This window comes from Variovorax sp. F042 (assembly GCF_057814215.1).
Genome location: NZ_JBVASX010000001.1, coordinates 1,225,121 through 1,246,301 on the forward strand (window position 1 = coordinate 1,225,121; position 21,181 = coordinate 1,246,301).

The window sequence follows — 21,181 nt, forward strand, 5'->3', positions numbered from 1 at the left end:
AAAGAAATCAATCAGTCGGTCGATCGGTCAATCCTGCGCCTGCGAAGCCATGCGCGCCGGTGCGTTGAGGGCACCGTAGGCGTCGTAGTTGCCCACGCGCTGTGCGACCTCGAAAAACAGTCCGCCCTCGAAACTCTCGGTATAGATATGCAGGTAGTCGCCGGCCGGCGAACGATCGAACAGCACGCCTGCTTCGCGCATGCGCGCCAGCAGTTCGGGCGCGATGTCGATGCGCGTGGCCAGGTCGTCGTAGTAGTTGTCGGAGATGGGCACGAAGCGCGTGCCGTTGGCGCGCAGCTTGGCGGCCGTCTCGAAGATGTCGGCACAGCTCAGCGCAATGTGATGCACCGCGCCACCGCCAGTCACGCTCAGCGTGCGCGCGGTGCGGGTGCGCTGGCTCAGCGACACGTTGAGCACCAGGCGCAGGCTGCGGTCGGTGTTGGCAACGCCGCGGCTGCGGATCAGGCCGAAGGGGTCGGCAAGCTCCAGGCTCTCGCCGGGTTCCAGGCCGAGCACGGCGCGCGTGAACAGCACCCAGGTGTCGAGCTGGTCTAGCGCCAGGCCAAGAGCCACGTGGTCGATGCGCTGCAGGCCTGCGTCGTTCGCGCCGGCACCGTCGTCTTCGAGAATGAAGTCGGCTTCGTACAAGCCGTTGGCGCCCAGCGCTTCGGGCACGAAATGAATCAGGTTGCCGCCCGGCGCAACGATGGCCGGCACGCGCAGTTCGTTGGGGCCGACCGGGCTGTCGTGCCGCTGCGAACGCATGGCGGTGGCTCGGCCCACGGCCGCGAGGGGATCGTCGCAGCGCACGCCCAGAGCGCACACCGAGGTGCCGTGCGCCTCGAAGCGGCCGCGCGCAAACGAATCAGGCTGCGCGTTGACGATCAGGTTGATCTCGCCCTGGCGATACAGCGTCACGGCCTTCGAGCGGTGCTTGCCGATGCGGCGGAAGCCGAGTTGCTTCACCAGCGTGGACAGCGTTGCTGCAGATGCCTCGTCGGCCGCGAACTCGATGAACGACAGGCCGGAGAGCGCCGGCACCGGCGGTGGGCTGAACAGCTGCACGGGCTCGACGTCGTCCAGCCGCTGGCGCGCTTCGCTTTCGAGGTACAGCAGCGAGCGCATCGCATCCACCGCAGTGCGGCGGTTCGGCGTCTCGCGAAAGATGTCGTTGAAGATCTCCAGCGACAGCGGCCCGGTGTAGCCCGCGCGCAGCACCTGCTCGAAGAAGCCGACCACGTCGAAGTCGCCCTGTCCCGGAAACGAACGATGGTGGCGCGCCCACTGCAGCACGTCCATCGACAGCAGCGGCGCGTCGGCCATCTGCAGAAAGAAGATCTTGTCGCCCGGAATGCTGGCGATGCCGGCCGGATCGTCCTTCAGCGACAGCGTGTGGAAGCTGTCGAGGATCAGGCCCAGGTGCGCGTGGTTCGCCTGCTTCACGATGTTCCAGGCCTGGCCGTACAGCGAGGTGTGGCGGCCCCAGGCGAGTGCCTCGAAACCCACGCGCAGGTTGCGGCGCGCAGCGCGCTCGGCCAGTTCGTGCAGTTGCGCGGCGGCCAGAGCTGGATCGTTCACCGACAGCGGCGAAGTGTTGGAGCAGCACAGCACCATCGGCGCGCCCATGGCCTCCATCAGGTCGAACTTGCGCTCGGCGCGCTCGAGGCTGCGGCGGAACTGCGGCTCGGGCATGCCTTCGAAATCACGGAACGGCTGGTACAGGTCGATGGTCAGGCCCAGGTCCGCCGTGATGCGGCGCAGTTCGGCGGCCGTGCCCTTGAAGTTGATGAAGTCGGCCTCGAACAGCTCGATGCCGTCGAAACCGGCGGCGGCGACGGCTTCGAGCTTCTGGCGGAGCGTGCCGCTGAGCGAGACGGTGGCAATGGAGCGATGCATGGGGGTGGACTTTAGGAACACCCGGGCCCCGCCACAATCTATTCAGCGAGCTTTTGATCGATCATCGATCACATACGTGCATTATTCGCACGAAATACGGGATACACCTAGGCCGGCTGCCCGGCCAGCAACCCTCAAAGGCTGCGCCAGAAATCGATCAGCAGCTGTGTGAACTCCACCGGCCGTTCGACCGCGCTCAGGTGCGCGGCGTCAATGGTGGCCAGGCGCGCGCCTGGAATGGCACCCACCATGGCCTGCGACATGGCCATTGGCGTGGCCTCGTCCTGCAGCCCGCCGATCACCAGCGTGGGCACTGCAATGCGATGGTTGCTCTCGCGGAAATCGATGGCCGCGACGGCATTGCAGCTCTCGATGTAGCCCTGCGCTTCGGTGCGCACCAGCACGTCGTGCAGCGCCTTCGCGGCGACTGCGCCTTCGGGCGTGCCCACGTAGGCCGGTGTGAGCCAGCGTGCCACGGCGCCAGGGGCGATGGCGGCCACACCCTTGGCAGCCACCGTCTCGGCGCGTGCACGCCAGAGGGCCTGGTCGGGGTAGTAAGCGGCCGAATTGGCGATCACCATCGTCTTCAGCAGCTCGGGGTGCCGCACCGCCAGTGCCTGCGCGGTCATGCCGCCCATCGACAGGCCGACGAAATGCACGGGCTCGCCATCCGCCTCGCGCTGGATGAGCTCGGCCACGTCCTGTGCCAGCGTCTCGACGCGCAGCGCGCCGGGCACCACCTCCGACGCGCCGTGGTTGCGGTGGTCGTAGCGCAGCACCGTGTGGGCGCGCGAGAGCTGCGCGGCCACGCCGTCCCACATGCTCAGGTCGCAACCGAGCGCATGGCTGAGCACGACGATCGGGCCCTCGCCCTCGCGAACGACATTCAAACGGGTCATGGTGTGGTTTCCTTTTTCGGGTGTTGAAGACGCGGCAGCCAGAGGAACGCGATGGCCATCAGCACGCAGCCGGCCAGCAGCATCGGCACGACCATCGGCCAGGCGCCATTGGAAAAATCGGCATCGACAAATCGCGCGGCCAGTTGCCCCACGCAGAACGCGACCATCATCATGCCGAAGCCCGACCAGGACACGGCCCGGCCCGCCAGATGCGGCAAGTCGCCCACCGCGCCCGCCTGCCCGCAAGGCTGGTGGATGCCATGGCCGAGGCAGTACACGGCGTGGCCGAACAGCAGCGGCACGGCGCTCAGCGGCATCAGCCAGCAGCCGAGCGCCTGGATGACGGCGCCGGTCAGGCTCAATGAAGCACCGAGCCGCACGGTGCGCACCGGCCCGTAGCGCCGCAACAGCGTGCGGCACATGGTGGTGCTGAAGATGTAGACCAGCGAGCCGCCAGCCGGGATCCAGCCGTACCACGCGGGCGACCAGCCCAGATAGCCGATGTAGACCATCGGCGACAGCAGCAGAAAGCAGAACAGCCCGCCGTAGGTCGTCGCTGCCACCGAGGCCCAGGCGCGGAAAGACCGGCTCGCGAACACCGCGCGCGTGCTGCCGCGCGGCGCGGACGACTCCCCCTCGCCCAGCATCGGCTTGCGCGTTTCGCCGAACGAGCGCCAGCACAGCGCGAACAGCAGCGAGGCATAGACCGCCATCGCGACCATCACCCAGCGCCAGCCCGTGCCCTGCACCAGCCACGCGCCAAGCAGCGGCGCCATCAGGCCGACCACGCCCAGCCCGGTGAGGCCGCGCGCCATGACGTGCGGGCCTTCGTGCGCCGGATACAGGTCGCGCACCGCCGCGCGCGAGCACACGAGAATCGCCGCCATCGAAAAGCCCTGCAGCGTGCGCCAGCCCGCGAGCAGCGCCACGCTGCCTGCGAACGCGCCGCCCAGCGCGGCAATGGCGTAGCAGCCGAGCCCCGCCAGCAGCACCGGCCTGCGACCGAAGCGATCGGCCAGCGGGCCGCACAGCAACTGCGCAAAGCCGAAGGCCAGCACGAACAGCGTGAGGCTGGTGCTGGCCGAACCGAGCTCCTTCGCAATGGCGGGAAGCGCGGGCAAATAACTGTCGGTGGCCACCGGCTGCGCCGCCAGCAGCAGCGGCAGCAGCAAGGTGAAAGTGACGTCGAACCGGCCCTTCTTGCGGGCGACCGGCGCGGTCACTGGGGCGACGCAGGCAGCAGGCCTTTTTCGCGCAGGATGCCGGTCGCGATGCCGAAGGCGTGGTTGGCCACCGGCACGCCGCAGTAGATGGCGGCCATCATGATCACTTCCTTGATGTCGTCCGGCGTGAGGCGCGACTCGGGCGGGCCGTCGAGCGCGGCACGCACGTGCATGGCGAACTCTTCATACGCATGGATGCCCAGCATCATCGACAGCACCATGTAGCGGCGCGTCTTGTCGCCCAGTGCGGGGCGGCCCCAGATGTCGTTCCACGCGTGGCGTGTGATGAGTTCCTGGAACTCGGCGTTGAAGCCGTTGCGGTTGGCGAGCGACTTGTCGACCCAGGCATCGCCGAGCACGCGGCGGCGGTTGACGAGGCCGGCTTCGTAGTCGTTGGCCGGGGTTTCGGGGGCGGTCATTGGGCAAGTTCCTTGTCTGTGAGCCGGGCCTGCAGCGCCTTCACCTCGGCGAGGGCTGTCTGTCCGGCGTTGTGAGCGAGCGCGGGGTCGAACCATTCGTCGGCCGCGTCGCGAGGGAGTTCGGCGCGCAGCCGGTCGATGTTGGCGCGCATGCGCGCGGCGTCGACCTGCAGGCCGGGCAATGCGCCTGCCATTGCGCGCACGCTGCCGTGCGCCGACATCAGCAGCTGCGGCCATTCGGCCAGTTCGGCCTGCCAGGCGCCGAGGGCACGTTCGTGCTGTTGCGGCATGGCGCCAAGCAATGCGGCCACGCGCTGCGGCGCACGGTGCGCGGCGGCGATGGCGACCATCGAAGCCACCGGGTTGCGCTTGTGCGGCATTGCCGACGAACCACCGCGGCCCGGCTCGCTGGGCTCCGCGACTTCGGCCACTTCGTACTGCCCGAGAAGCGCGATGTCGACCGCGATCTTTCCGAGGCTGCCGGTGATAAGGCCCAGCTCGCAGCCGAGCGCCACCCATTCGTCGCGCTGCGTGTGCCACGTTGCGCCGGGGTCGCCCAGGCCAAGCTCCTTGGCCATGCGCTTGCGCACGGCAGCGCCCTGCCCCTTCATCTGCGCCAGCGTGCCGACGGCGCCGCCCAGCTGCAATTGCAGCGCGTGCTTCGCGGCATCGCGCAGCCGGATGCGGCTGCGCACCAGCGGCGCCGCCCAGCCCGCGCACTTGAAGCCGAAGCTGGTGACCGAGGCCGGCTGCATCAGCGTGCGCGCGAGCATCGGCGTTTCGGCGTGCGTGACGGCCAGGCGCAGCAGCGCGTCGGCGGCCTTGGCAAGATCGGTCTCGATGAGCGCGACCGCTTCGCGCGTGACCAGCGCCATTGCGCTATCGATCACGTCCTGGCTGGTGCTGCCGAAGTGCACGAAGGGCGCGGCGTCGGCATTGAAGAGGCCGACGGCTTCGCGCAGCGCCTTCACCAGCGGAATCGCGACGCTGCCCGCGCGGCCGCTCTCGCGCACGATCTTGGCAACATCGAACAGCTCGACCTTGCAACTGCTGACGATCGAATGCGCAGCGCTCTCGGGGATCAGTCCTTCGGCAACCTGCGCGCGCGCGAGTGCCGCTTCGAAGCGCAGCATGGCGTCGACGAAGGCGCGGTCGCTGAAGGCGCCGAGCGTTTCGGATGTAGAGAGGAAGCCTTCAAAAATACTCATGCGATGACCTGGCCTTTCAGTATTTCAATTGGGCCACGGCACGCAATTCCTCCGGGGAGGCTGTGCCGAATCCGAAGAACTCGAGGTAGGCAGGGATCATCTCGAACAGCATGTCGGTGCCGACCTGCACCTGGCAGCCCTTGGCCTTGGCGGCCTGCAGCAGCGGCGTGTATTCGGTCTTCATGACCACCTCGCCGACGAAAGTGCCGGGGTCGATGCGGTCCACGTCGAAGGGCAGCGGGTCGCCCTCCTTCATGCCGAGCGGCGTGGCGTTGACGACCACGTCGTAGCCGGCCGGGTCTTTCGACCCCGTGACCACCTTCATTTGCGGATAGTGCTCGCGCAGCCGCGCGGCCAATGCGCCGGCCGAGGCCTCGCTCATGTCGAACAGCATCAGCTCGGCGGCTCCGGCGGCGGCAATCGATGCGGCAATGGCCGAGCCAACGCCACCCGTGCCCGACACCAGCACGCGCGTGCCCTTGAACAGGCGCCCCTTGCGCTCCACGCCGCGCACGAAGCCCGCGCCGTCGAACTGGTCGCCCAGCAGCGTGCCGTCGGGCCGCTTGAGGATGGCGTTGCAGGCGCCCGCGACGCGCGCCGTGGGCGTCACCTCGTCGACCAGCGACATGGTCGTGACCTTGTGCGGCATGGTCACCAGCGCGCCGCGCAGGTTGCTGAACCTGAAGATCTGCGGCAGCGAGGCCGCGTAGTCCTCGGGCTTCACGCCCATCGGAACCACCACAGCGTCGATGCCGTGCTTGTCGAACCAGGGGTTGTAGATCATCGGGGCCTTGAAGGCCTCGGTGGGATAGCCGATGTGGGCGATGAGCGTGGTCTTGCCGGAAATCATGTCGGTTGTTTCTTTGAAAAATCGGGGCTCAGGCGACGCTGGGCGAGTGGTAACGCAAGGGCTGCGCAATTTCGGCGTGCATTGCCGGCGGATAGATGATTTCGCGCAGGAAGTCGGCGTCGGCCTGCATCGCGGCGGCCGCGTCGAGATGGCCGAAGTAGCGGAAGTAGTGCGGCATCTGCTGGATGAGCATCTCGAAGCCCGCCTGCGCATTGAGCCCGCGCGCACGGGCTGCCTGCACCAGCGGCGTGGGCTGGTTGCGCAGAAGAATGTCGAACAGTGCCGCATGGCCGTCCATGCGCGACACGTCGAGGGGCAATGCGTCGCCCTCGACCAGCCCGAGTTGCGTGGCGTTGATGACGAGGTCATAGCCTTCGGGCGCGTTGCTGTCGGCCGAGACCACAGTCGCGTCGAAGAAGGCGTTGAGCTTGGCTGCCACACCGGCCGCCTTGCCTGCGGCGCTGTCATAGAACGCGATGTACTCCGCGCCGTTCACCGTGCCGCCTTCGGCCAGCGCAACGCCGATGGCTGCGGCGCTCACGCCCGCGCCGAGGATCAGCACCCGCTTGCCGCGGAAGGGAATGTTGTAGTGGTCGAGCGCGCCGATCAGGCCTTCGCCGTCGAACAGGTCGCCTTCGAGCTGGTCGCCCTCGGTGCGGCGCACCACGTTGACCGAGCCGGCCACGCGACCGAAGAGGCCGCAGCCATCGAGCAGGTCGACCACCAGCGGCTTGTGCGGCGGCGCGATCACCATGCCGCGCACGTTGCGCGCGAGAAAGGCCGATTTGAAGAACACCGCGAAGTCGCGCACCGGCACCTGCATGGGGAGCAGCACAGCGTCGATGCCGAAACGCTCGAAGGCGGCGTTGAACATGCGGGGCAGCCGCACATTGCGAACCGGGTCGCCGGGGATCAGGTAAGCCTGGGTGCTGCCGCGGATGGAATGGCTCATGTGCGTGCTTCCGTTCGTCAATCGCTCTTTTCGAGGGCGGATGCCGAGCTTTATAGTCGCTTCGCCTGAATCATGCAGCCATTGGCACTCAGAATCGTGCGATTATCGAACTCAAAAAATCACTGATCGTTCAATTCAAGGGTTTTCACTGTCATCAAATGCAAACTCCGAACCCATCCACACAGGCACACTTCCGCCCATGAGCAAGGACAGCAAGGACGACCCGGCGCCGCCCCCCGGCCTGGACAAGCGCGACTGGATCGCAGGTCTGGAGCGTGGCGTGAGCATCATCGAGGCCTTCGACGACGCCAACCCGCGCCTGACCGCCAGCCAGGCCGGCCAGCGCACGAACATGACCCGCACCGCCGCGCGGCGCTATCTGCTGACCTTGCAGCACATGGGCTATGTGGCGAGCGACGGCAAGCTGTTCTGGCTCACGCCGCGCGTGCTGCGGCTGGGCCAGTCGTACCTGGAATCGGCCCGGCTGCCGCGCGTGGTGCAGCCCTTTCTGCAGCGGGTGGCAGCGGGCACCAACGAGATCGCCTACCTCAGCGTGATGGACGGCGACGAGGTGGTCTACATCGCGCGCAACGGCCCCAACCGCAGCATGAGCACCGGCTACGTGCTCGGCGCGCGCGTGCCGGCGCAGGTCACGGCCTCGGGCATGCTGATGCTGGCGCTGCGCAGCGACGCCGAGCTGAACGAATGGCTGACGACACGGCAGCTGACGGTTTTCACTTCACACACCATCGCGAGCATGGAACGCATGAAGCTAGAACTCGCGCGCATTCGGGCACAAGGCTGGGCGCTGTCCGAGCAGCAGCTCGACCTGAATTCACGCGGCATCGCGGTGCCGCTGCGCGACCGGCACGGCACGCTGGTGGGCGCGCTGAACATCACGATGCCGATGGGGCACGAGAGCTCGGAAGACGCTGTTGCGCGAGTGCTGCCGGTGCTGCGTGAGACGGCGCAGGCGATGCGCAATCTGATCTGACCGTCTGACTGACAGCTTTCCGACAGCATCCGCCGGGCAGGATGCGCGCTTTCAATCCAAAAGCGCTGGAGACACAAGCACCATGTCCGATCTCTTTTCCCCTGACGACGCCCACAGCCTGAGCCGCCGCCACTGGCTGCAAGCCGGCGGCGCCCTCACCCTCGGCGGCCTGCTGCCTTCGCTGGCCTCGGCCCAGGACGCCTGGCCAAGCAAGTCGATCCGCTTCGTCGTGCCCTTCGCCCCTGGCGGCAGCTCCGAGATCGTCGCGCGCTCGACCGCCGCCGAGCTCTCGCGCACGCTGGGCCAGAGCGTTTTCGTCGACAACAAGCCCGGTGCGGCCGGCAACATCGCGATGAGCGAAGTGGCGCGCAGCACCGACCAGCACACGATCATCCTCGGCCACATCGGCACGCTGGCGGTCAATCCGTACATCTTCGCCAAGCTGCCCTACGACGCGAACAAGGACTTCAAGCCCGTGAGCCTGCTGGCCAAGGTGCCCAGCCTCTACGTGGTGCACCCCGACGTGCCGGCGAAGAACCTCAAGGAGTTCATCGCATACGCCAAGTCGAAGCCGGGCAAGCTCAGCTACGGTTCGGCGGGCAACGGCAGCGCGGGCCACCTGGCTTTCGAGTACCTGAAGATGACAGCCGACGTGTTCATGCTGCACGTGCCCTACCGCGGGACCGGCCCGATGGTGACCGACCTGCTCTCGGGCCGGCTCGACGCATCGGCCATCGGCGCGGCGGCGATCATTCCGTTCATCAAGGCGGGCAAGGTGCGCTGCATCGCGACCGGATCGGCCAAGCGCCTGCCCCAGCTGCCCGACGTGCCGACCGTGGCCGAACAGGGCTTCCCGGGCTTCGAGATGACGCAGTGGTACGGCATGCTCGCGCCCGCCAACATCACGCCCGCCAACCTGGCCAAGCTCTCGGCCGAGACGATGAAGGCGGTGAAGTCGCCCGACTCCATGCAGCGCCTGACCGCCGATGCGGCCGAGGCCATCGGCGGCACGCCGGAGCAGTTCGCGCAGTTCATCGCTGCCGAGCAAACCCGCTGGCAAAAAGTCATCGCAAGGGCAAACATCAAGCCTGATTGATCCCGGCAGGCCCTAGCATCGGCGCCATGCGCATCCTGCTGGCGGAAGACGAACACACCCTGGGCACCTGGCTCTGCAAGGCGCTGGAGCATGCGGGCATCCAGGTCGAATGGGTGGACGACGGTCGCCTGGCCGACCGGGCGCTGCAGCAGCGCGACCACGATGCGCTGGTGCTCGACCTGGGCCTGCCCGGGCTCGACGGGCACACGGTGCTGCAACGGCTGCGCGAGCGCGACCAGCGGCTGCCGGCGCTGATCCTCACGGCGCGCGACTCGCTGAACGAGCGCGTGGCTTCGCTCAATGCGGGCGCCGACGACTTCCTCGCCAAGCCCTTCGCGCTGGCCGAGCTCGAAGCGCGCCTGCACGCGCTGGTGCGGCGCGCGCGTGGCGTGGAGCATCCGCGGCTGGCCTGCGGCCCGCTGGTGTACGACGGCGCGCGCCGGCACTTCACGCTGAACGGCGAGGCGCTGGCGCTCTCGCCGCGCGAACTGGCGGTGCTGCGCGTGCTGGTGCAGCGCAGCGGCGAGCCGCTGTCGAAGCAGCAGATCCTCGATCGCGTGTTCTCCGACGACGAAGAGGTGCACCCCGAGGCGGTCGAAGTCTTCGTCTACCGGCTGCGCAAGCGGCTCGACGGCACCGGGGTTCGCATCGTCACGCTGCGCGGGCTCGGTTATGTACTGGAAGCAGACTGAGTGAGCGGCCTGCGTGAACGCCTTCGCCGCGCCAGCCTCTGGCAGCGGCTCGCGCTGCTGCTCTTCCCCGCCCTGCTGGTCGTGACCGGCCTGGAGCTGTGGATGACGCGGCACGACGCGCTGGCCGCCGCCAACGCGGCCTACGACCGCTCGCTGCTGGGTGCGCTCAAGTCCATCGACGCCAATATCTCGACCGCATCGGGCGGCCTGTCGGTCGAGCTGCCGTACACCATGTTCGAGTTCTTCGAGCTGACGGCGAGCGGCCAGGTCTTCTTTCGTGTGTCCACGTCTGACGGGCTGGTGGAGCTCGGCAGCGCCGACCTGCCCGCGCCGCCCACCGAACTGGCGATGGGCGTGCCGGCCTTCTACGACGCCACCTACTTCGGCGAAGCAGTGCGGCTCGCGGCCTACCGCCGCGACCTCGACCGCGCGCCGGCCGGCAGCACCGGGCGCAGCGTGCTGATCCAGGTTGGAGAAAGCACGCGCTCGCGGCAGGAGTTCAGCGCGCGCTTCGTGCGCAGCGCGGCGTTGCGCGACGGGCTGGTGCTGGCAATGCTGTTGTGCGGCACCGCCCTGGCACTCGCGGCGGCGCTGAGGCCGCTCTCGCGGCTGGCGCGCGAGGTGGGCTCGCGCACGCCCGACGACCTCACGCGCATCGCCGAGACCGACCTGCCCGCCGAGGTGCGCCCACTAGTGGCCGCAGTCAACCAGCAGATGTCGCGCACGCAAGACCTCGTGACGCAGCAGCGGCAGTTTCTGGACGACGCCTCGCACCAGCTGCGCACCCACCTCACCACGCTGCAGATGCAGGCCGACTACGCACGGCGCGAACAAGACCCGGCGCAAGTACAAGTGGCGCTCGACGCGCTGGGCACCGAGATCGGCCGCGCGACGCGCAGCGCACAGCAGCTGCTGGCGCTGGGCCGCAGCGACACGGTGTCGGTGGAACCCGCCGAGTTCGACCTTGCGGCGCTGCTGCGCGAAGTGGCGGTCGACCTGCTGCCGCTGGCGCGCGCCAAGCGCATCGACCTGGGCATTCATTCGCCCACGCCGGAGTTCCTTGCCGTGGCAGACCGGGGGCTGATGCGCGAAGCGCTGGGCAACCTTGTGAGCAACGCGATCACCTACACGCCGGCCGAAGGCACGATCACGCTTTTTGCCGCGGGCGACGCAGCGGGCTGGAGCCTCAACGTCGAGGACAACGGGCCCGGTCTCAACGACGAAGAGCGCGCCGCGTTGGGCCAGCGCTTCCGGCGCGGCGCGCGCGCCGGCAAGGGCGGCTTCGGGCTCGGGCTGGCCATTGCGCGCTCCATTGCGCAGCGGCACCGGGGCGAACTGCGACTTGAGGCGCGCGAGGCCGGCCCGGGGCTGCATGCGATCATCTGGTGGCCTCGCCCGGCCGCCACCTGACGGGCCCATTTCCATGTCCACGCCGCCCACCCGCCGCCATGCACTTCGCGCGTTGTGCGCGTTGCTGATGCCTTTCAGCGTGCGCGCAATGGCCGCCGCGAACGACCCCTCCGAAAATGCCGCCGACTGCGTGATCCCCGCCAAGGCCGGCGGCGGCTTCGCGCTGACCTGCGCGCTGGCGCGCGACGCGTTGCAGGCCGTGCGACCCGCGCGCCCACCGCTCACCCAGCGCTACCTGCCGGGCGGCATCGGCGCCGTAGCCTTCGACCGTGTCGCCACAGGCAAGCTCGGCGGCCCAGGCACGCTGGTGGCGTTTTCCAGCGGCTCGCTGCTCAACCTCGCGCAAGGCCGCTTCGGTCCACATTCGCCCTCGGCTGTGCGCTGGATCGCCACGCTGGGCACCGACTACGGCGTGATCGCGGTGCACCGCGACTCGCCCTACAAGCGCTTGCAAGACCTGGTCGCCGCGCTAAGGCAAGACCCGTCGCGCATCGCCTTTGGCGCGGGCGGCACGGTCGGCAGCCAGGACTGGGTGAAGGCCGCGCTGCTGGTGCGCGCGGCGGGGCGCGATCACAAGGCCATGCGCTTCGTTTCTTTCGAAGGTGGCGGGGATGCGCTGAGCGCATTGCAGGGCAAGCATGTCGACGTGTTCCCCGGCGATGCAGCCGAAGCCCTGCAGGCCATTGCGGGCGGCGCGGCGGTGCGACTGCTCGCGGTGCTGTCGGAGAACCGGCTTGGCGGCGCGCTCACCGGCGTGCCGACCGCGCGCGAGCAAGGCATCGACCTGGTGTGGCCGACCGTGCGCGGCCTGTACCTGAGCGCTGACGTGCCTGAAGCCGCGGTACGCGCATGGGTCGCGGCCTTCGGCGAAGCGAGTGCCGCGCCCGGCTACGCCGCGTTGCGCGAGCAGCACGGCCTGTACCCCTTCGCGCTCACCGGCGCAGCGTTAGACGACTACGTGCAGGCGCAGATCAAGGCCTACCGCCGGCTGGCGGACGAACTGGGACTGCGGCGCTGGCCCTCCTGATGAACGCAGGCAAGATCGCGCTCATGACCGAAGACGCCATCACCCAACACATCATCGACCTGCTGGCCGGCGGCCACTTCCAGGTTGCCGACGACAACACCTTCTTCTTCCACAACTCGGACAACAAGTTTCCCTTTGCCACCCTCGTGACGAAGGACAGCGAGTTCGACAACGCCTCGAATCTGGACCGCCCCGGCGTATTCCGCCTGAACATCGGCGTGGGCAAGGAGACCTTCCACGCGCTGTTCGGCGCGACGGACACCGCCGCCATCGACTACACCGCGCTCGACAGGCTGATGCCACATCCTGTGTACGGGAAGATGTACTGGGTCAGTGTGATCAACCCGAGCGACAGGACATTCGAGAAGATGAAGCCGTTGATTGCAGAGGCCCACAGCCTCGCGGCCGCAAGAGACAAGAACAAATAGACAAATAGCCCGGCAGCTGTCTGCCGGGGCCCGCACAGCGATGTTCCTGGAACGCCAATTTCGGCGGGGATCCGCCATCTGAATCCAGATTACGCATTGAAACAAAAAGCATAATGCCCCCGCTCGCGACACCACTGCCGCGAGCGGCCGGGTCGAGGGAGTACTCGGTCTTCTGTACACAACCGAGATCACAAAAATGAAGATCAATCACAAGAGCAGCATCGTTGTCCTGTCGGCGCTGCTGATGACAGGATGCGCCTCCGTCAATATGGCCAGCAAGGAGGAGAGCGACAAGGCCAAGCAGTTCAGCGCCCCGGCCGCCGGGAAATCCGGCCTTTATGTCTATCGCAATAGCTTCGCCGGGAAGGCTTTGAAGAAGGACATCTGGGTCAACGGCAACTGCCTGGGCGAGAGTGCATCCGACGTGTTCTTCTACACGCAGGTGGACGGCGGCAAGAAGAACAAGATCGAAACGGAATCGGAGTTCTCGCCCAACTCCCTGGAGGTATTCATGGATGCCGGCAAGAACTACTTCGTCCGGCAGTTCATCAAGATGGGAGCTTTCGTGGGCGGCGCCGACCTGGAGCAGATTCCGGAAGAGCAAGGCAAGGCCGATGTAGCCAAACTCGGCCTGGCGCAGCCGGGCAAGTGCAGCAAGTAAGCAGTGTCCCTTGGGGGCGATCACAAGCGGCCGATCGCCCTCCCCAGGCAATTTCGACACCGGCCTTCGCTCAAGGAGTGGTCGGCCACCAAGGCGTGCATGAGGTGCGTTGCGACGTCGGTGGCCTCTCAACCGGCCTTCAGAAACACGTCGTGGTCCGGCGCAAAGTTCGCGTGCAGCGGCAGCATCGCGCCGCCCAGCGCACAAGCCTGCGCCCCCGCCTTGCCACCATGCAGCCGCGGCTGCCACAGGCCTTCCCAGTTGCAGCGGTCCAGCGCGGCGCGGGTCTGGTCGAGCAGCGCCTGCAGTAGCGGGCGCGACATCGAGCCGTCCACCACCACATCCGGCAGGTCGAGCATGGCGGTGCCGCTCACGATGGCATGTGCCAGCGCCTGCGATGCGCTTTCCAGCCAGGCTTGCGTCATCGCGGCATAGGGCGGCTGCAAGGCGCGGTCGTCATACGCGGCCATGGCGTCGAGGCCTTCGTCGATCAGGCGCTGCTCCAGCTCCCAGAGCGACGCCTGTGCAACCAGCTGGGGCGGCAATGCACCGCGACTGCCCGGCGGCTGCATCGGCAATGAAGCGAGCGCGCCCGCATTGCCGTGCGCACCGGTGTGCAGATGCGAGTTGATGACCAGCCCGCCCCCCACGAAGGTGTCTACGAAGATGTACAGGAAGCTCTTGAGGTCGTGCCCCCGCCCGCCCACCAGCTCGGCCACGCAGGCGGCCACTGTGTCGCGCGCGAAGCTCACCGGCACGTCGGTGCGCGCGCGCACCTCGGCGGCCAGGTCCATCTGGTTCCACAGGTCGGACTGCGCTTTCGACAGGCCCAGCGTGCGGTGCCAGCCGCCGAGCTGGAACGGTGCGGCCAGCCCGGCCCCAACGTTGCGCGCCGCCAGCGGCCCCAGCCCGTCGCGTAGCCGGTGCATGTGCTGCGTGATGGCGGGCAGCAGCTCGTCCGCATCGGGAAAGTCGTAGCTGATGGCATGGCGCTCGCGCACCTGCGTGGTGAAGTCGATCAGCAGCCATTCGGCGCCGCGCCGGCCCACTTTGATGCCGATGGCAAAGGCGCCGTCCGGGTTCAGCGCCAGCGGCACCGAAGGCTGCCCGATGCGCCCGCGCACGCGGCTTTGCTTGACGATGAGTCCGTCTTCTTCCAGTCGCGCGGTGATGAGCCCGATGGTCTGCGCGCTGAGCCCGGTCAGCCGAGCGAGGTCGGCCTTGGGCAGGCTGGTGTGAACGCGCAATGCCTGCAGCACCGTGCGTTCGTTGAACTGGCGCATGCCGACCTGGTTGGAGCCACGGGGCCGCAACAGGTCGGGCGTGCGCGCAGAAGTGTCCGCATCAGGCATGCGCCTCCGCGGGCAACTGGTCGGCCGTCATGGCGCCGGTCATCACGGCGACGGTGTCGCTCATACTGATCTTCTTCGGGTCGAGCACCGCCGCGCGCTTGCCGAGACGCGCCACGTGGATGCGGTCGGCCACCTCGAACACGTGCGGCATGTTGTGGCTGATGAGCACCACGGGCAGGCCGCGGTCGCGCACGCGGCGAATCAGCTCCAGCACCATGTTGCCCTCCTTCACGCCCAGCGCGGCAGTCGGCTCGTCCATGATGACCACGTGCCGCGCGAAGGCCGCGCTGCGCGCCACCGCCACGCACTGGCGCTGGCCGCCTGAGAGCGTTTCGACCGCCTGCGTCATCGACTGGATGCCGACCTTCAGGTCCGCCATGCGGGCCGTGCTTTCGAGCAGCATCTGCTTCTTGTCGAGCATGCGCAGCACGCTGCCCAGGAAGCCGGGGCGACGCAGCTCGCGGCCGAGGAACAGGTTCTCGTAGATGGTCATGGCCGGGGCCACGGCCAGGTCTTGATAAACCGTTTCGATGCCGGCGCGGCGCGCATCCAGCGGATTGCGAAAGTGCACCGGCTGGCCGTCGAGCAGGATTTGCCCCTCGTCGGGCACCACCGCGCCCGACAGCGCCTTGATGAGCGACGACTTGCCCGCGCCGTTGTCGCCGATCACCGCGAGGATCTCTCCTTCGCGCAGTTCGAAGTCGACGCCGTCGAGCGCCGTGACCTGGCCATAGCGCTTTACCAGGCCCTTGGCCTGCATGACGATCTTGGGGTTGGTGACGGTGTTCATCAGCGGGCTCCCCGGCGCGAGAGCTGGTCCGCGGCCACCGCGAGAATCACAAGCACGCCCGTCACCAGCACCTGGTAGATCGACGACACGCCCATCAGCGTGAGCCCGTTGCGGAACACGCCCACGATGAGCACGCCGATCAGCGAACCCAGCACGATGCCGCGCCCGCCGAACAGGCTGGTGCCGCCGAGCACCACCGCCGTGATGGCGTCGAGGTTCTCGGTCTGCCCCGCGTTCGGGTCGCCCACGCCGGTGCGCGCCACCGACAGCAGCGAGGCGATGCCGTACAGCACGCCCGCCGCCACGTACACGCCCAGCAACACACGCTGCGTCGGAATGCCGACCAGCCGCGTGGCCTCCGCGTTGTTGCCCACCGCGTAGATATGCCGGCCCGCCGCCGTCTCGCGCAGCACGAACCAGGTGAGCGCATAGAGCACCACCATCAGCACCGAACCCCACGCCACCTCGGCGTTGCCGATGGTGAAGGTGGTGCCCAGGCCCGTGAGGCCGCCGGGCAGGTCGGTGATGGTCTGCGACGACGAGTACAGCTGCGTGATCGCGAAGGCGATGTTCAGCGTGCCCAGCGTCACGATGAAAGGCGGCAGCTTGATGCGCGTGACCAGCAGTCCGTTGAGCAGGCCGAACAGCGTCGTCACGCCGATGCCGCACAGGATGGCCACCGGCACGGGCAGCCCGAGTTCGGTGGCGAACTTGCTCATGATGATGCTGCCCAACGCCATCACCATGCCGCACGACAGGTCGATGCCCGCCGTGAGGATCACCAGCGTCTGGCCGATGGCGATCACGCCGACCACCATCACCTGCTGCAGGATCAGCGAAAGGTTGCCGCCCGTGAGAAAACGGTCGGACTGGGTTGCAAAGAAGATGCACGCGCCAAGAAGGGCCAGCCACGGCCCCAAGGCGCCCCACGGAATGTGGTGCGTCGCAGATTTCGCCATCGAGATACTCCCTGGGGGCTGTCAGCTATTTACTTCTTGCCCCAGCACAGCTCGGCGCCGGTCTTCGTGTCCTTGCTGTCGACGCCCGCCACGCTCTTGCCCGCGATCAGCGTCACGCCCGTGTCGACATAGCCCGAGGCCTTCTTGCCCGTCTTGGCGAATTCGACGCCCGCGGCCACGCCCATCGCGGCCATCTTCAGCGGGTACTGCTGCGAGGTCGCGGCAATGATGCCGGCGTTGGTGTCCTTGATGCCCTGGCAGCCGCCGTCGACCGAGACGATCAGCACGCCCTTCTCCTTGCCTGCGCGCTTCAGCGCGTTGTAGGCACCGGCCGCGGCGGGCTCGTTGATCGTGTAGACCAGGTTCACGTCAGGCGCCTTCTGCAGGCAGTTTTCCATCGCCGTCTGCGCCTTGGCCTGATCGCCATAGCTGTCCGCCATGCAGACGATTTCGGGCGCCTTCGACAACTCGTTCGACTTCGCCTCGTTGGCCGGCAGCCCGAAGCCCTTCATGAAGCCGTTGTGGCGCTGCGCACCCACCGGGTGGCCCGGCAGCAGGTCGAGCGCGATGATCTTCGCGGGCTTGCCGGCCATCGCGGCCTTGGCGTATTCGCCGATCAGCACGCCGGCCGTGTAGTTGTTGGTGGCGAAGAGCGCGTCGGTCGCGTCCGGCGGATCGGCCGGGCTGTCGAGCGCGATCACCATCACGCCCTTGTCGCGCGCCTTCTTGATCGCCGGCACGATGGCTTTCGCGTCGCTAGGCGTGATCAGGATGGTCTTGGCGCCGGCCGCGATCATGTTTTCCATCGCGGTGATCTGACCCGCGTTGTCGCCGTCGGCCTTGCCCGCGCCGGAGAGCAGCTTGGCGCCCTGCTTCTTGGCTTCTTCCTGCGCGCCTTCCTTCATCTTGACGAAGAAGGGGTTGGTTTCGGTCTTGGTGACCAGGCCGATGATGGGTTGGTCTGCGGCGAAAGCGGCGGTAGATGCGGTCACTGCGGCGAGGGACATGGCCGCGATGGCCAGGATGGAGCGGGAGGTGCTGTGCATGGTTTGTCTCCTTGGGCGGGCGGCGAGGCGCCTGCGGTCTTTGGATCCGGATCGCTCGGGCCTTGAAGGCTCGGTATCCGGGCGCAGGGGGACTATCGGGCAGGAGAAGGACTAAATCAAGCTGATTTAGTTATCGGAAACCCGAGGTTGAGTGCCTCACTCACGGCTAGAGGCAGAGGGTTTGCATTCATCTGCACGCCCATATCAACCGGGAAGCTTCTCGAACGCTCTGCCGAAAAGAATATTGGCCAATGCTTCTTCCACAGTTTCCCCTATCCTGCAGAAGTAGTCGTCGTACCCGCCATAAAAACCGCCCTGGGTCCCGATGAGAAATGTGAGATGTCCTGAATAACCTTGCCCGACGGGAATCAGAATTTCTTTCGCAAGCCCCTCGTACTTATCAACCGCCCAAGCCCGATCAAATCGCCGCGTTGCGACAGACGGATCGAAATGGCTTTCGTCAGGAGCGTCGCTGCCATATCCGCGGTGCGCTAGGTGAATCCCGCCGAAGGAGCGAGCGAATTCCAGTGCATGCGGGAATACGGTATAGCCGTCTTTACGCCAATTCAGTAGATATAGATCTGTTTTGACATTTCGCTGCGAGTGCCATCCAGCCCGCCTCAAAAGAGAAAGAGATTTTTCGTCAAAGCAAAATTTCATCGGAGTCGCCATACTCGAATAGTCGAGGCACAAAGCCCGCTTACGACATTCATCAATTCTAATATTTTTTCCTCAATGGGTACCGTCTCAGCCCGCACGCGCAACCTCTCGAGGCAATGCATCATTTCTTCCAATGAGGTGCCTTGCTCCCTATATCGGCGAAGCTGGTCATGCAGCCCGATAAAATTAGCATCACCCGAAATTTTCTCCAAGATTTGATAACCAACCACGGGGTTTTTCAGAGAGTATTTTCGAACCCAACCACAAGGCCTTCAAGACCAATTAGTTCTTAAAAAATCAAGTTCGACGCATTTTCTCAGCCGCAAGAGGAAATGAATCCAAAACAAATCTCAACGCCGATTCAATGTCTGGCAATTTATTTCGCACATACATATCATACAAATCGACAGCATCTTCATATTTCTCCAAATATTCATCAAAACCAACTGCAGCCGTATCTCCCAGTAGTTTGATAAAACATTCCCAATGAACCATTTCGCCGTCCCGCACATAATCGCCTTCGATCCAGAGTACCTTCTTGGATCGAACAATTGAACCTAATTTTGAAATTATTTCTGCGTCGCTCATTTCTTCTTCGCCAAAGGACATTGGGTGGGACGGTCCACGAAAATATCGACGCGATCGCCCTCGGGCGTGATGACATTGACATGCGGCATTGTTTTATGCGGATGCCCGTCGGGAAGTGATTCGTGCCCGTAAAGCACGCCTGTTGCAGGATTCGTCTTGAAGTCCATGTGGTACGAGGCCCTTCCGGTGCCGTTCTGACGATTCGATTTGAATGCAGCTTTGTCCCTCGCAGTCTTTGCAGGATCTTTGTCTGCTGCTCCGGCTGACTTTTGCGCGTCTGGGAATGCGGCAAACAAGACGGCCGACGCCTCCTTGAACGAACAGACCGTGACACTTCTCCCCGCCTTGACCTGCCCAGCCTTTTTGAGAATTCCAGCGGGAGAAAGACCGTTAGCGTCAACCCAGCCCGTCGGATTGGGAACAGCTGCATGAAGGTTGCTGCCTCCGATCAGCCGAATCGGATCGCTACTAACGAATCTTCCAGACAGCGGATCGTAGTACCGATACCTGTTGTAGTGCAGCCCCGTCTCTTCATCCCAATACTGCCCCTGGAACCGGATCGGATTCCTGAACCCCGCCCTTCGCCCCGCCTCGCTGATCGCCTCCTTCGCTTCGCCCCACGCCTTGTACTGCGCAGACCAAGCAACGCTTCCTTCATCATCCGTCAGCTCTTGCGGCGTACCCAGGTGGTCGCACTGATAGAACGCCATCTCCTTCCTGTCGAACGCACGCGGCACATTTCTCTGCTCGCCGTTCCACAAAGGATCCTGCTCGATGTCGTAGACGCCGCCATTGGCCTGCATCAGCGCCTTCGCATCCGTCGTCTCACTCAGTGTCATCGCTGTTGCCCGGCGCACCTGCACCAGCGGCACGAACGAGTTCGCCTCGTGGACGTAATGCACGCTCCAGCCGTGCTCACCGCCCTCTTCGATCGCTGACTTGCTCTGAGTGCTCTCGAACGCGAGCACGTCGCCATCCCAGCCGAACAGGGTCGTGGCCTCACCCGAACTCTTCGACAGTCGACGCCCCAGCGCGTCGTAGCTGAAGGTGGTGGTGATGCCGCTTTGATCCGTCGCTGCCGTCATCCGGTTGAAGCCATCCCAAGCGAAGACGGTTCGCCAGCCGTTGCGCAACCGCTCGGTCATGTTGCCGCGCTCGTCATAGCGGTAGCTGGTGCCGGCGTAGCTCTTCAGCAGGTTGTCCAACAGCTTGTTGGCTGGATGCCTGAGCGGGTCGCCGCTCGGTGGAGCGTCGACGATGTTGCCAGCAGGATCGAAGGCGAAGATCTCACGTCCGACGCGGCTGTTGGCTTCGAGCAGGCGGCCCACCGGGTCGTAGCGGTAGCTCAGGTTGCTGCGCCGGCTGTCGCCGATGTCCAGCAGATGGCCCACCTTGTCGTAGCTGTAGCGATGCTGAATGCCGACACCCGACTCGATGGCCCCGGCCTTTGGACGCGATATTTGCTGTTCAAACAGCCGCCCCGCCGGGTCGTATTTCTGCCACTGGCTCAGGCCGTTACCCTGCTCCCGCACAACCTCAAAGCGTAAGTCACCATATTCACTTGGAATCGGGAATGTCCTGCTTTAGGTCGTAGTACCGATACAGGTTGTAGTCTGGTGTGGCGTAAACGGCTTGAGCCAGTCAAACTAACTCGCACTTCCTGGTTTCCAGAATTCAAGCCCCTCCAAAGCGCGCTCGATGTCTGTCAAGTCATCGACTCCCCGCGTTTCGTCGAAAGCCCCGGACAAGATGGATCGAATCTTGGCGAGCCGTCCGGTCACTTCCCCGTCATCAATGAATTTTGTCGTTTCCGCGTAATACTCCGATTTCTTCCCGGGAAAATCGAGCGCGTAGTAGGAGCCAATCTTGTGCAGAGAAATGAGCACGTATTCGATGTCTCGCAGGACATGCAATAGCTTCTCTCCGTCGATCCGCAATTCCTTGTTCTTTTCGATCACCTAAGCTCTCCTAAAAACTTTCAGGCTGCATGCTGGAGCGTCACCTTTAATCGTTAGCTTCTGCCTGTGATAC

General features: G+C 65.6%; 22 protein-coding genes. 7 read left to right on the forward strand and 15 right to left on the reverse strand.

Going from position 1 to position 21,181, the window contains the following annotated elements; all coding sequences use genetic code 11:
• Window positions 1–27: 27 nt before the first annotated feature.
• From ACZYSP_RS05895 to ACZYSP_RS05925, 7 genes are all read right to left on the reverse strand, one after another.
• Window positions 28–1,896: a bifunctional sugar phosphate isomerase/epimerase/4-hydroxyphenylpyruvate dioxygenase family protein gene (locus tag ACZYSP_RS05895; RefSeq protein WP_093081488.1), complete on the reverse strand. Its 1,869-nt coding sequence runs from the start codon at window positions 1,894–1,896 to the stop codon at window positions 28–30.
• Between the two features lie 134 nt (window positions 1,897–2,030).
• Entirely contained in the window at window positions 2,031–2,795 is a 765-nt protein-coding gene (locus ACZYSP_RS05900; RefSeq protein ID WP_093081490.1) for an alpha/beta fold hydrolase, read from the reverse strand.
• Window positions 2,792–4,018 (reverse strand): multidrug effflux MFS transporter, encoded by a 1,227-nt coding sequence (locus tag ACZYSP_RS05905; RefSeq protein ID WP_093081493.1) that lies wholly within the window; start codon window positions 4,016–4,018, stop codon window positions 2,792–2,794. The genes ACZYSP_RS05900 and ACZYSP_RS05905 overlap by 4 nt, the downstream gene beginning before the upstream one ends.
• Window positions 4,015–4,437, reverse strand: a complete 423-nt coding sequence (locus tag ACZYSP_RS05910) for a carboxymuconolactone decarboxylase family protein (protein ID WP_093081496.1) — start codon at window positions 4,435–4,437, stop codon at window positions 4,015–4,017. The genes ACZYSP_RS05905 and ACZYSP_RS05910 overlap by 4 nt, the downstream gene beginning before the upstream one ends.
• Complete coding sequence (gene pcaB / locus ACZYSP_RS05915) at window positions 4,434–5,645, reverse strand: 3-carboxy-cis,cis-muconate cycloisomerase (RefSeq protein ID WP_093050537.1); 1,212 nt, start codon at window positions 5,643–5,645, stop codon at window positions 4,434–4,436. Before pcaB ends, ACZYSP_RS05910 begins: the two co-directional genes overlap by 4 nt.
• A gap of 16 nt (window positions 5,646–5,661) precedes the next feature.
• A complete protein-coding gene (locus ACZYSP_RS05920; protein WP_093081498.1) occupies window positions 5,662–6,495 on the reverse strand; it encodes a shikimate dehydrogenase family protein in 834 nt (277 codons plus the stop codon).
• A 28-nt stretch (window positions 6,496–6,523) separates the two neighbouring features.
• On the reverse strand, window positions 6,524–7,447 hold the full coding sequence (locus ACZYSP_RS05925; protein ID WP_093051775.1) for a shikimate dehydrogenase family protein: 924 nt from the start codon (window positions 7,445–7,447) through the stop codon (window positions 6,524–6,526).
• A 199-nt stretch (window positions 7,448–7,646) separates the two neighbouring features.
• Between ACZYSP_RS05925 and ACZYSP_RS05930 the strand changes: the two genes are divergently transcribed.
• The 7 genes from ACZYSP_RS05930 (at window position 7,647) to ACZYSP_RS05960 (ending at window position 13,755) form a co-directional block, all read left to right on the forward strand.
• Window positions 7,647–8,441, forward strand: coding sequence for an IclR family transcriptional regulator domain-containing protein (locus ACZYSP_RS05930; protein WP_093050543.1), 795 nt, complete (start codon window positions 7,647–7,649; stop codon window positions 8,439–8,441).
• 82 nt (window positions 8,442–8,523) lie between these two features.
• Window positions 8,524–9,537 carry a Bug family tripartite tricarboxylate transporter substrate binding protein gene (locus tag ACZYSP_RS05935; protein WP_093081501.1) on the forward strand — a complete coding sequence of 338 codons (1,014 nt, stop codon included), beginning with the start codon at window positions 8,524–8,526 and terminating at the stop codon, window positions 9,535–9,537.
• A gap of 26 nt (window positions 9,538–9,563) precedes the next feature.
• Window positions 9,564–10,229 (forward strand): response regulator, encoded by a 666-nt coding sequence (locus ACZYSP_RS05940; RefSeq protein WP_093081504.1) that lies wholly within the window; start codon window positions 9,564–9,566, stop codon window positions 10,227–10,229.
• On the forward strand, window positions 10,230–11,639 hold the full coding sequence (locus tag ACZYSP_RS05945) for a sensor histidine kinase (protein ID WP_371258873.1): 1,410 nt from the start codon (window positions 10,230–10,232) through the stop codon (window positions 11,637–11,639).
• Between the two features lie 13 nt (window positions 11,640–11,652).
• Window positions 11,653–12,666: a Bug family tripartite tricarboxylate transporter substrate binding protein gene (locus tag ACZYSP_RS05950; protein WP_093081507.1), complete on the forward strand. Its 1,014-nt coding sequence runs from the start codon at window positions 11,653–11,655 to the stop codon at window positions 12,664–12,666.
• A complete protein-coding gene (locus tag ACZYSP_RS05955) occupies window positions 12,666–13,094 on the forward strand; it encodes a DUF6194 family protein (RefSeq protein ID WP_256216985.1) in 429 nt (142 codons plus the stop codon). The genes ACZYSP_RS05950 and ACZYSP_RS05955 overlap by 1 nt, the downstream gene beginning before the upstream one ends.
• 196 nt (window positions 13,095–13,290) lie before the next feature.
• Window positions 13,291–13,755 (forward strand): DUF2846 domain-containing protein, encoded by a 465-nt coding sequence (locus ACZYSP_RS05960; protein WP_097198853.1) that lies wholly within the window; start codon window positions 13,291–13,293, stop codon window positions 13,753–13,755.
• A 128-nt stretch (window positions 13,756–13,883) separates the two neighbouring features.
• Here ACZYSP_RS05960 and ACZYSP_RS05965 read toward each other — a convergent pair whose 3' ends face one another.
• The 8 genes from ACZYSP_RS05965 to ACZYSP_RS06000 all read right to left on the reverse strand — a co-directional run bounded on the left by ACZYSP_RS05965 (window position 13,884) and on the right by ACZYSP_RS06000 (window position 21,108).
• Complete coding sequence (locus tag ACZYSP_RS05965) at window positions 13,884–15,107, reverse strand: ROK family transcriptional regulator (protein WP_093081513.1); 1,224 nt, start codon at window positions 15,105–15,107, stop codon at window positions 13,884–13,886.
• Window positions 15,100–15,897: an ATP-binding cassette domain-containing protein gene (locus ACZYSP_RS05970; protein ID WP_093050559.1), complete on the reverse strand. Its 798-nt coding sequence runs from the start codon at window positions 15,895–15,897 to the stop codon at window positions 15,100–15,102. The genes ACZYSP_RS05965 and ACZYSP_RS05970 overlap by 8 nt, the downstream gene beginning before the upstream one ends.
• Window positions 15,897–16,856 carry an ABC transporter permease gene (locus ACZYSP_RS05975; protein WP_093050562.1) on the reverse strand — a complete coding sequence of 320 codons (960 nt, stop codon included), beginning with the start codon at window positions 16,854–16,856 and terminating at the stop codon, window positions 15,897–15,899. Before ACZYSP_RS05975 ends, ACZYSP_RS05970 begins: the two co-directional genes overlap by 1 nt.
• A 29-nt stretch (window positions 16,857–16,885) precedes the next feature.
• Complete coding sequence (locus ACZYSP_RS05980) at window positions 16,886–17,863, reverse strand: sugar ABC transporter substrate-binding protein (RefSeq protein WP_177142476.1); 978 nt, start codon at window positions 17,861–17,863, stop codon at window positions 16,886–16,888.
• Between the two features lie 243 nt (window positions 17,864–18,106).
• The gene (locus ACZYSP_RS05985; protein WP_177192878.1) at window positions 18,107–18,562 is read right to left on the reverse strand and encodes an SUKH-3 domain-containing protein; all 456 of its coding nucleotides are present in this window, start codon (window positions 18,560–18,562) and stop codon (window positions 18,107–18,109) included.
• A 297-nt stretch (window positions 18,563–18,859) separates the two neighbouring features.
• Complete coding sequence (locus tag ACZYSP_RS05990; RefSeq protein WP_177192879.1) at window positions 18,860–19,150, reverse strand: hypothetical protein; 291 nt, start codon at window positions 19,148–19,150, stop codon at window positions 18,860–18,862.
• Entirely contained in the window at window positions 19,147–20,682 is a 1,536-nt protein-coding gene (locus ACZYSP_RS05995; protein WP_256216986.1) for an RHS repeat domain-containing protein, read from the reverse strand. Before ACZYSP_RS05995 ends, ACZYSP_RS05990 begins: the two co-directional genes overlap by 4 nt.
• Window positions 20,683–20,796: 114 nt before the next feature.
• Complete coding sequence (locus tag ACZYSP_RS06000) at window positions 20,797–21,108, reverse strand: hypothetical protein (protein ID WP_093081523.1); 312 nt, start codon at window positions 21,106–21,108, stop codon at window positions 20,797–20,799.
• Window positions 21,109–21,181: the final 73 nt, after the last annotated feature.

Excerpts from the sequence above, each read along its gene's own strand:
- ACZYSP_RS05980 (WP_177142476.1), bottom strand. The coding sequence starts at position 17,863 with ATGTCCCTCGCCGCAGTGACCGCATCTACCGCCGCTTTCGCCGCAGAC.
- ACZYSP_RS05975 (WP_093050562.1), bottom strand. The coding sequence starts at position 16,856 with ATGGCGAAATCTGCGACGCACCACATTCCGTGGGGCGCCTTGGGGCCG.
- ACZYSP_RS05930 (WP_093050543.1), top strand. The coding sequence starts at position 7,647 with ATGAGCAAGGACAGCAAGGACGACCCGGCGCCGCCCCCCGGCCTGGAC.
- ACZYSP_RS05925 (WP_093051775.1), bottom strand. The coding sequence starts at position 7,447 with ATGAGCCATTCCATCCGCGGCAGCACCCAGGCTTACCTGATCCCCGGC.
- ACZYSP_RS05935 (WP_093081501.1), top strand. The coding sequence starts at position 8,524 with ATGTCCGATCTCTTTTCCCCTGACGACGCCCACAGCCTGAGCCGCCGC.
- ACZYSP_RS05900 (WP_093081490.1), bottom strand. The coding sequence starts at position 2,795 with ATGACCCGTTTGAATGTCGTTCGCGAGGGCGAGGGCCCGATCGTCGTG.
- ACZYSP_RS05940 (WP_093081504.1), top strand. The coding sequence starts at position 9,564 with ATGCGCATCCTGCTGGCGGAAGACGAACACACCCTGGGCACCTGGCTC.
- pcaB (WP_093050537.1), bottom strand. The coding sequence starts at position 5,645 with ATGAGTATTTTTGAAGGCTTCCTCTCTACATCCGAAACGCTCGGCGCC.
- ACZYSP_RS05960 (WP_097198853.1), top strand. The coding sequence starts at position 13,291 with ATGAAGATCAATCACAAGAGCAGCATCGTTGTCCTGTCGGCGCTGCTG.
- ACZYSP_RS05955 (WP_256216985.1), top strand. The coding sequence starts at position 12,666 with ATGAACGCAGGCAAGATCGCGCTCATGACCGAAGACGCCATCACCCAA.
- ACZYSP_RS05950 (WP_093081507.1), top strand. The coding sequence starts at position 11,653 with ATGTCCACGCCGCCCACCCGCCGCCATGCACTTCGCGCGTTGTGCGCG.
- ACZYSP_RS05895 (WP_093081488.1), bottom strand. The coding sequence starts at position 1,896 with ATGCATCGCTCCATTGCCACCGTCTCGCTCAGCGGCACGCTCCGCCAG.
- ACZYSP_RS05965 (WP_093081513.1), bottom strand. The coding sequence starts at position 15,107 with ATGCCTGATGCGGACACTTCTGCGCGCACGCCCGACCTGTTGCGGCCC.
- ACZYSP_RS05970 (WP_093050559.1), bottom strand. The coding sequence starts at position 15,897 with ATGAACACCGTCACCAACCCCAAGATCGTCATGCAGGCCAAGGGCCTG.
- ACZYSP_RS05910 (WP_093081496.1), bottom strand. The coding sequence starts at position 4,437 with ATGACCGCCCCCGAAACCCCGGCCAACGACTACGAAGCCGGCCTCGTC.
- ACZYSP_RS05920 (WP_093081498.1), bottom strand. The coding sequence starts at position 6,495 with ATGATTTCCGGCAAGACCACGCTCATCGCCCACATCGGCTATCCCACC.
- ACZYSP_RS05990 (WP_177192879.1), bottom strand. The coding sequence starts at position 19,150 with ATGAGCGACGCAGAAATAATTTCAAAATTAGGTTCAATTGTTCGATCC.
- ACZYSP_RS05985 (WP_177192878.1), bottom strand. The coding sequence starts at position 18,562 with ATGAAATTTTGCTTTGACGAAAAATCTCTTTCTCTTTTGAGGCGGGCT.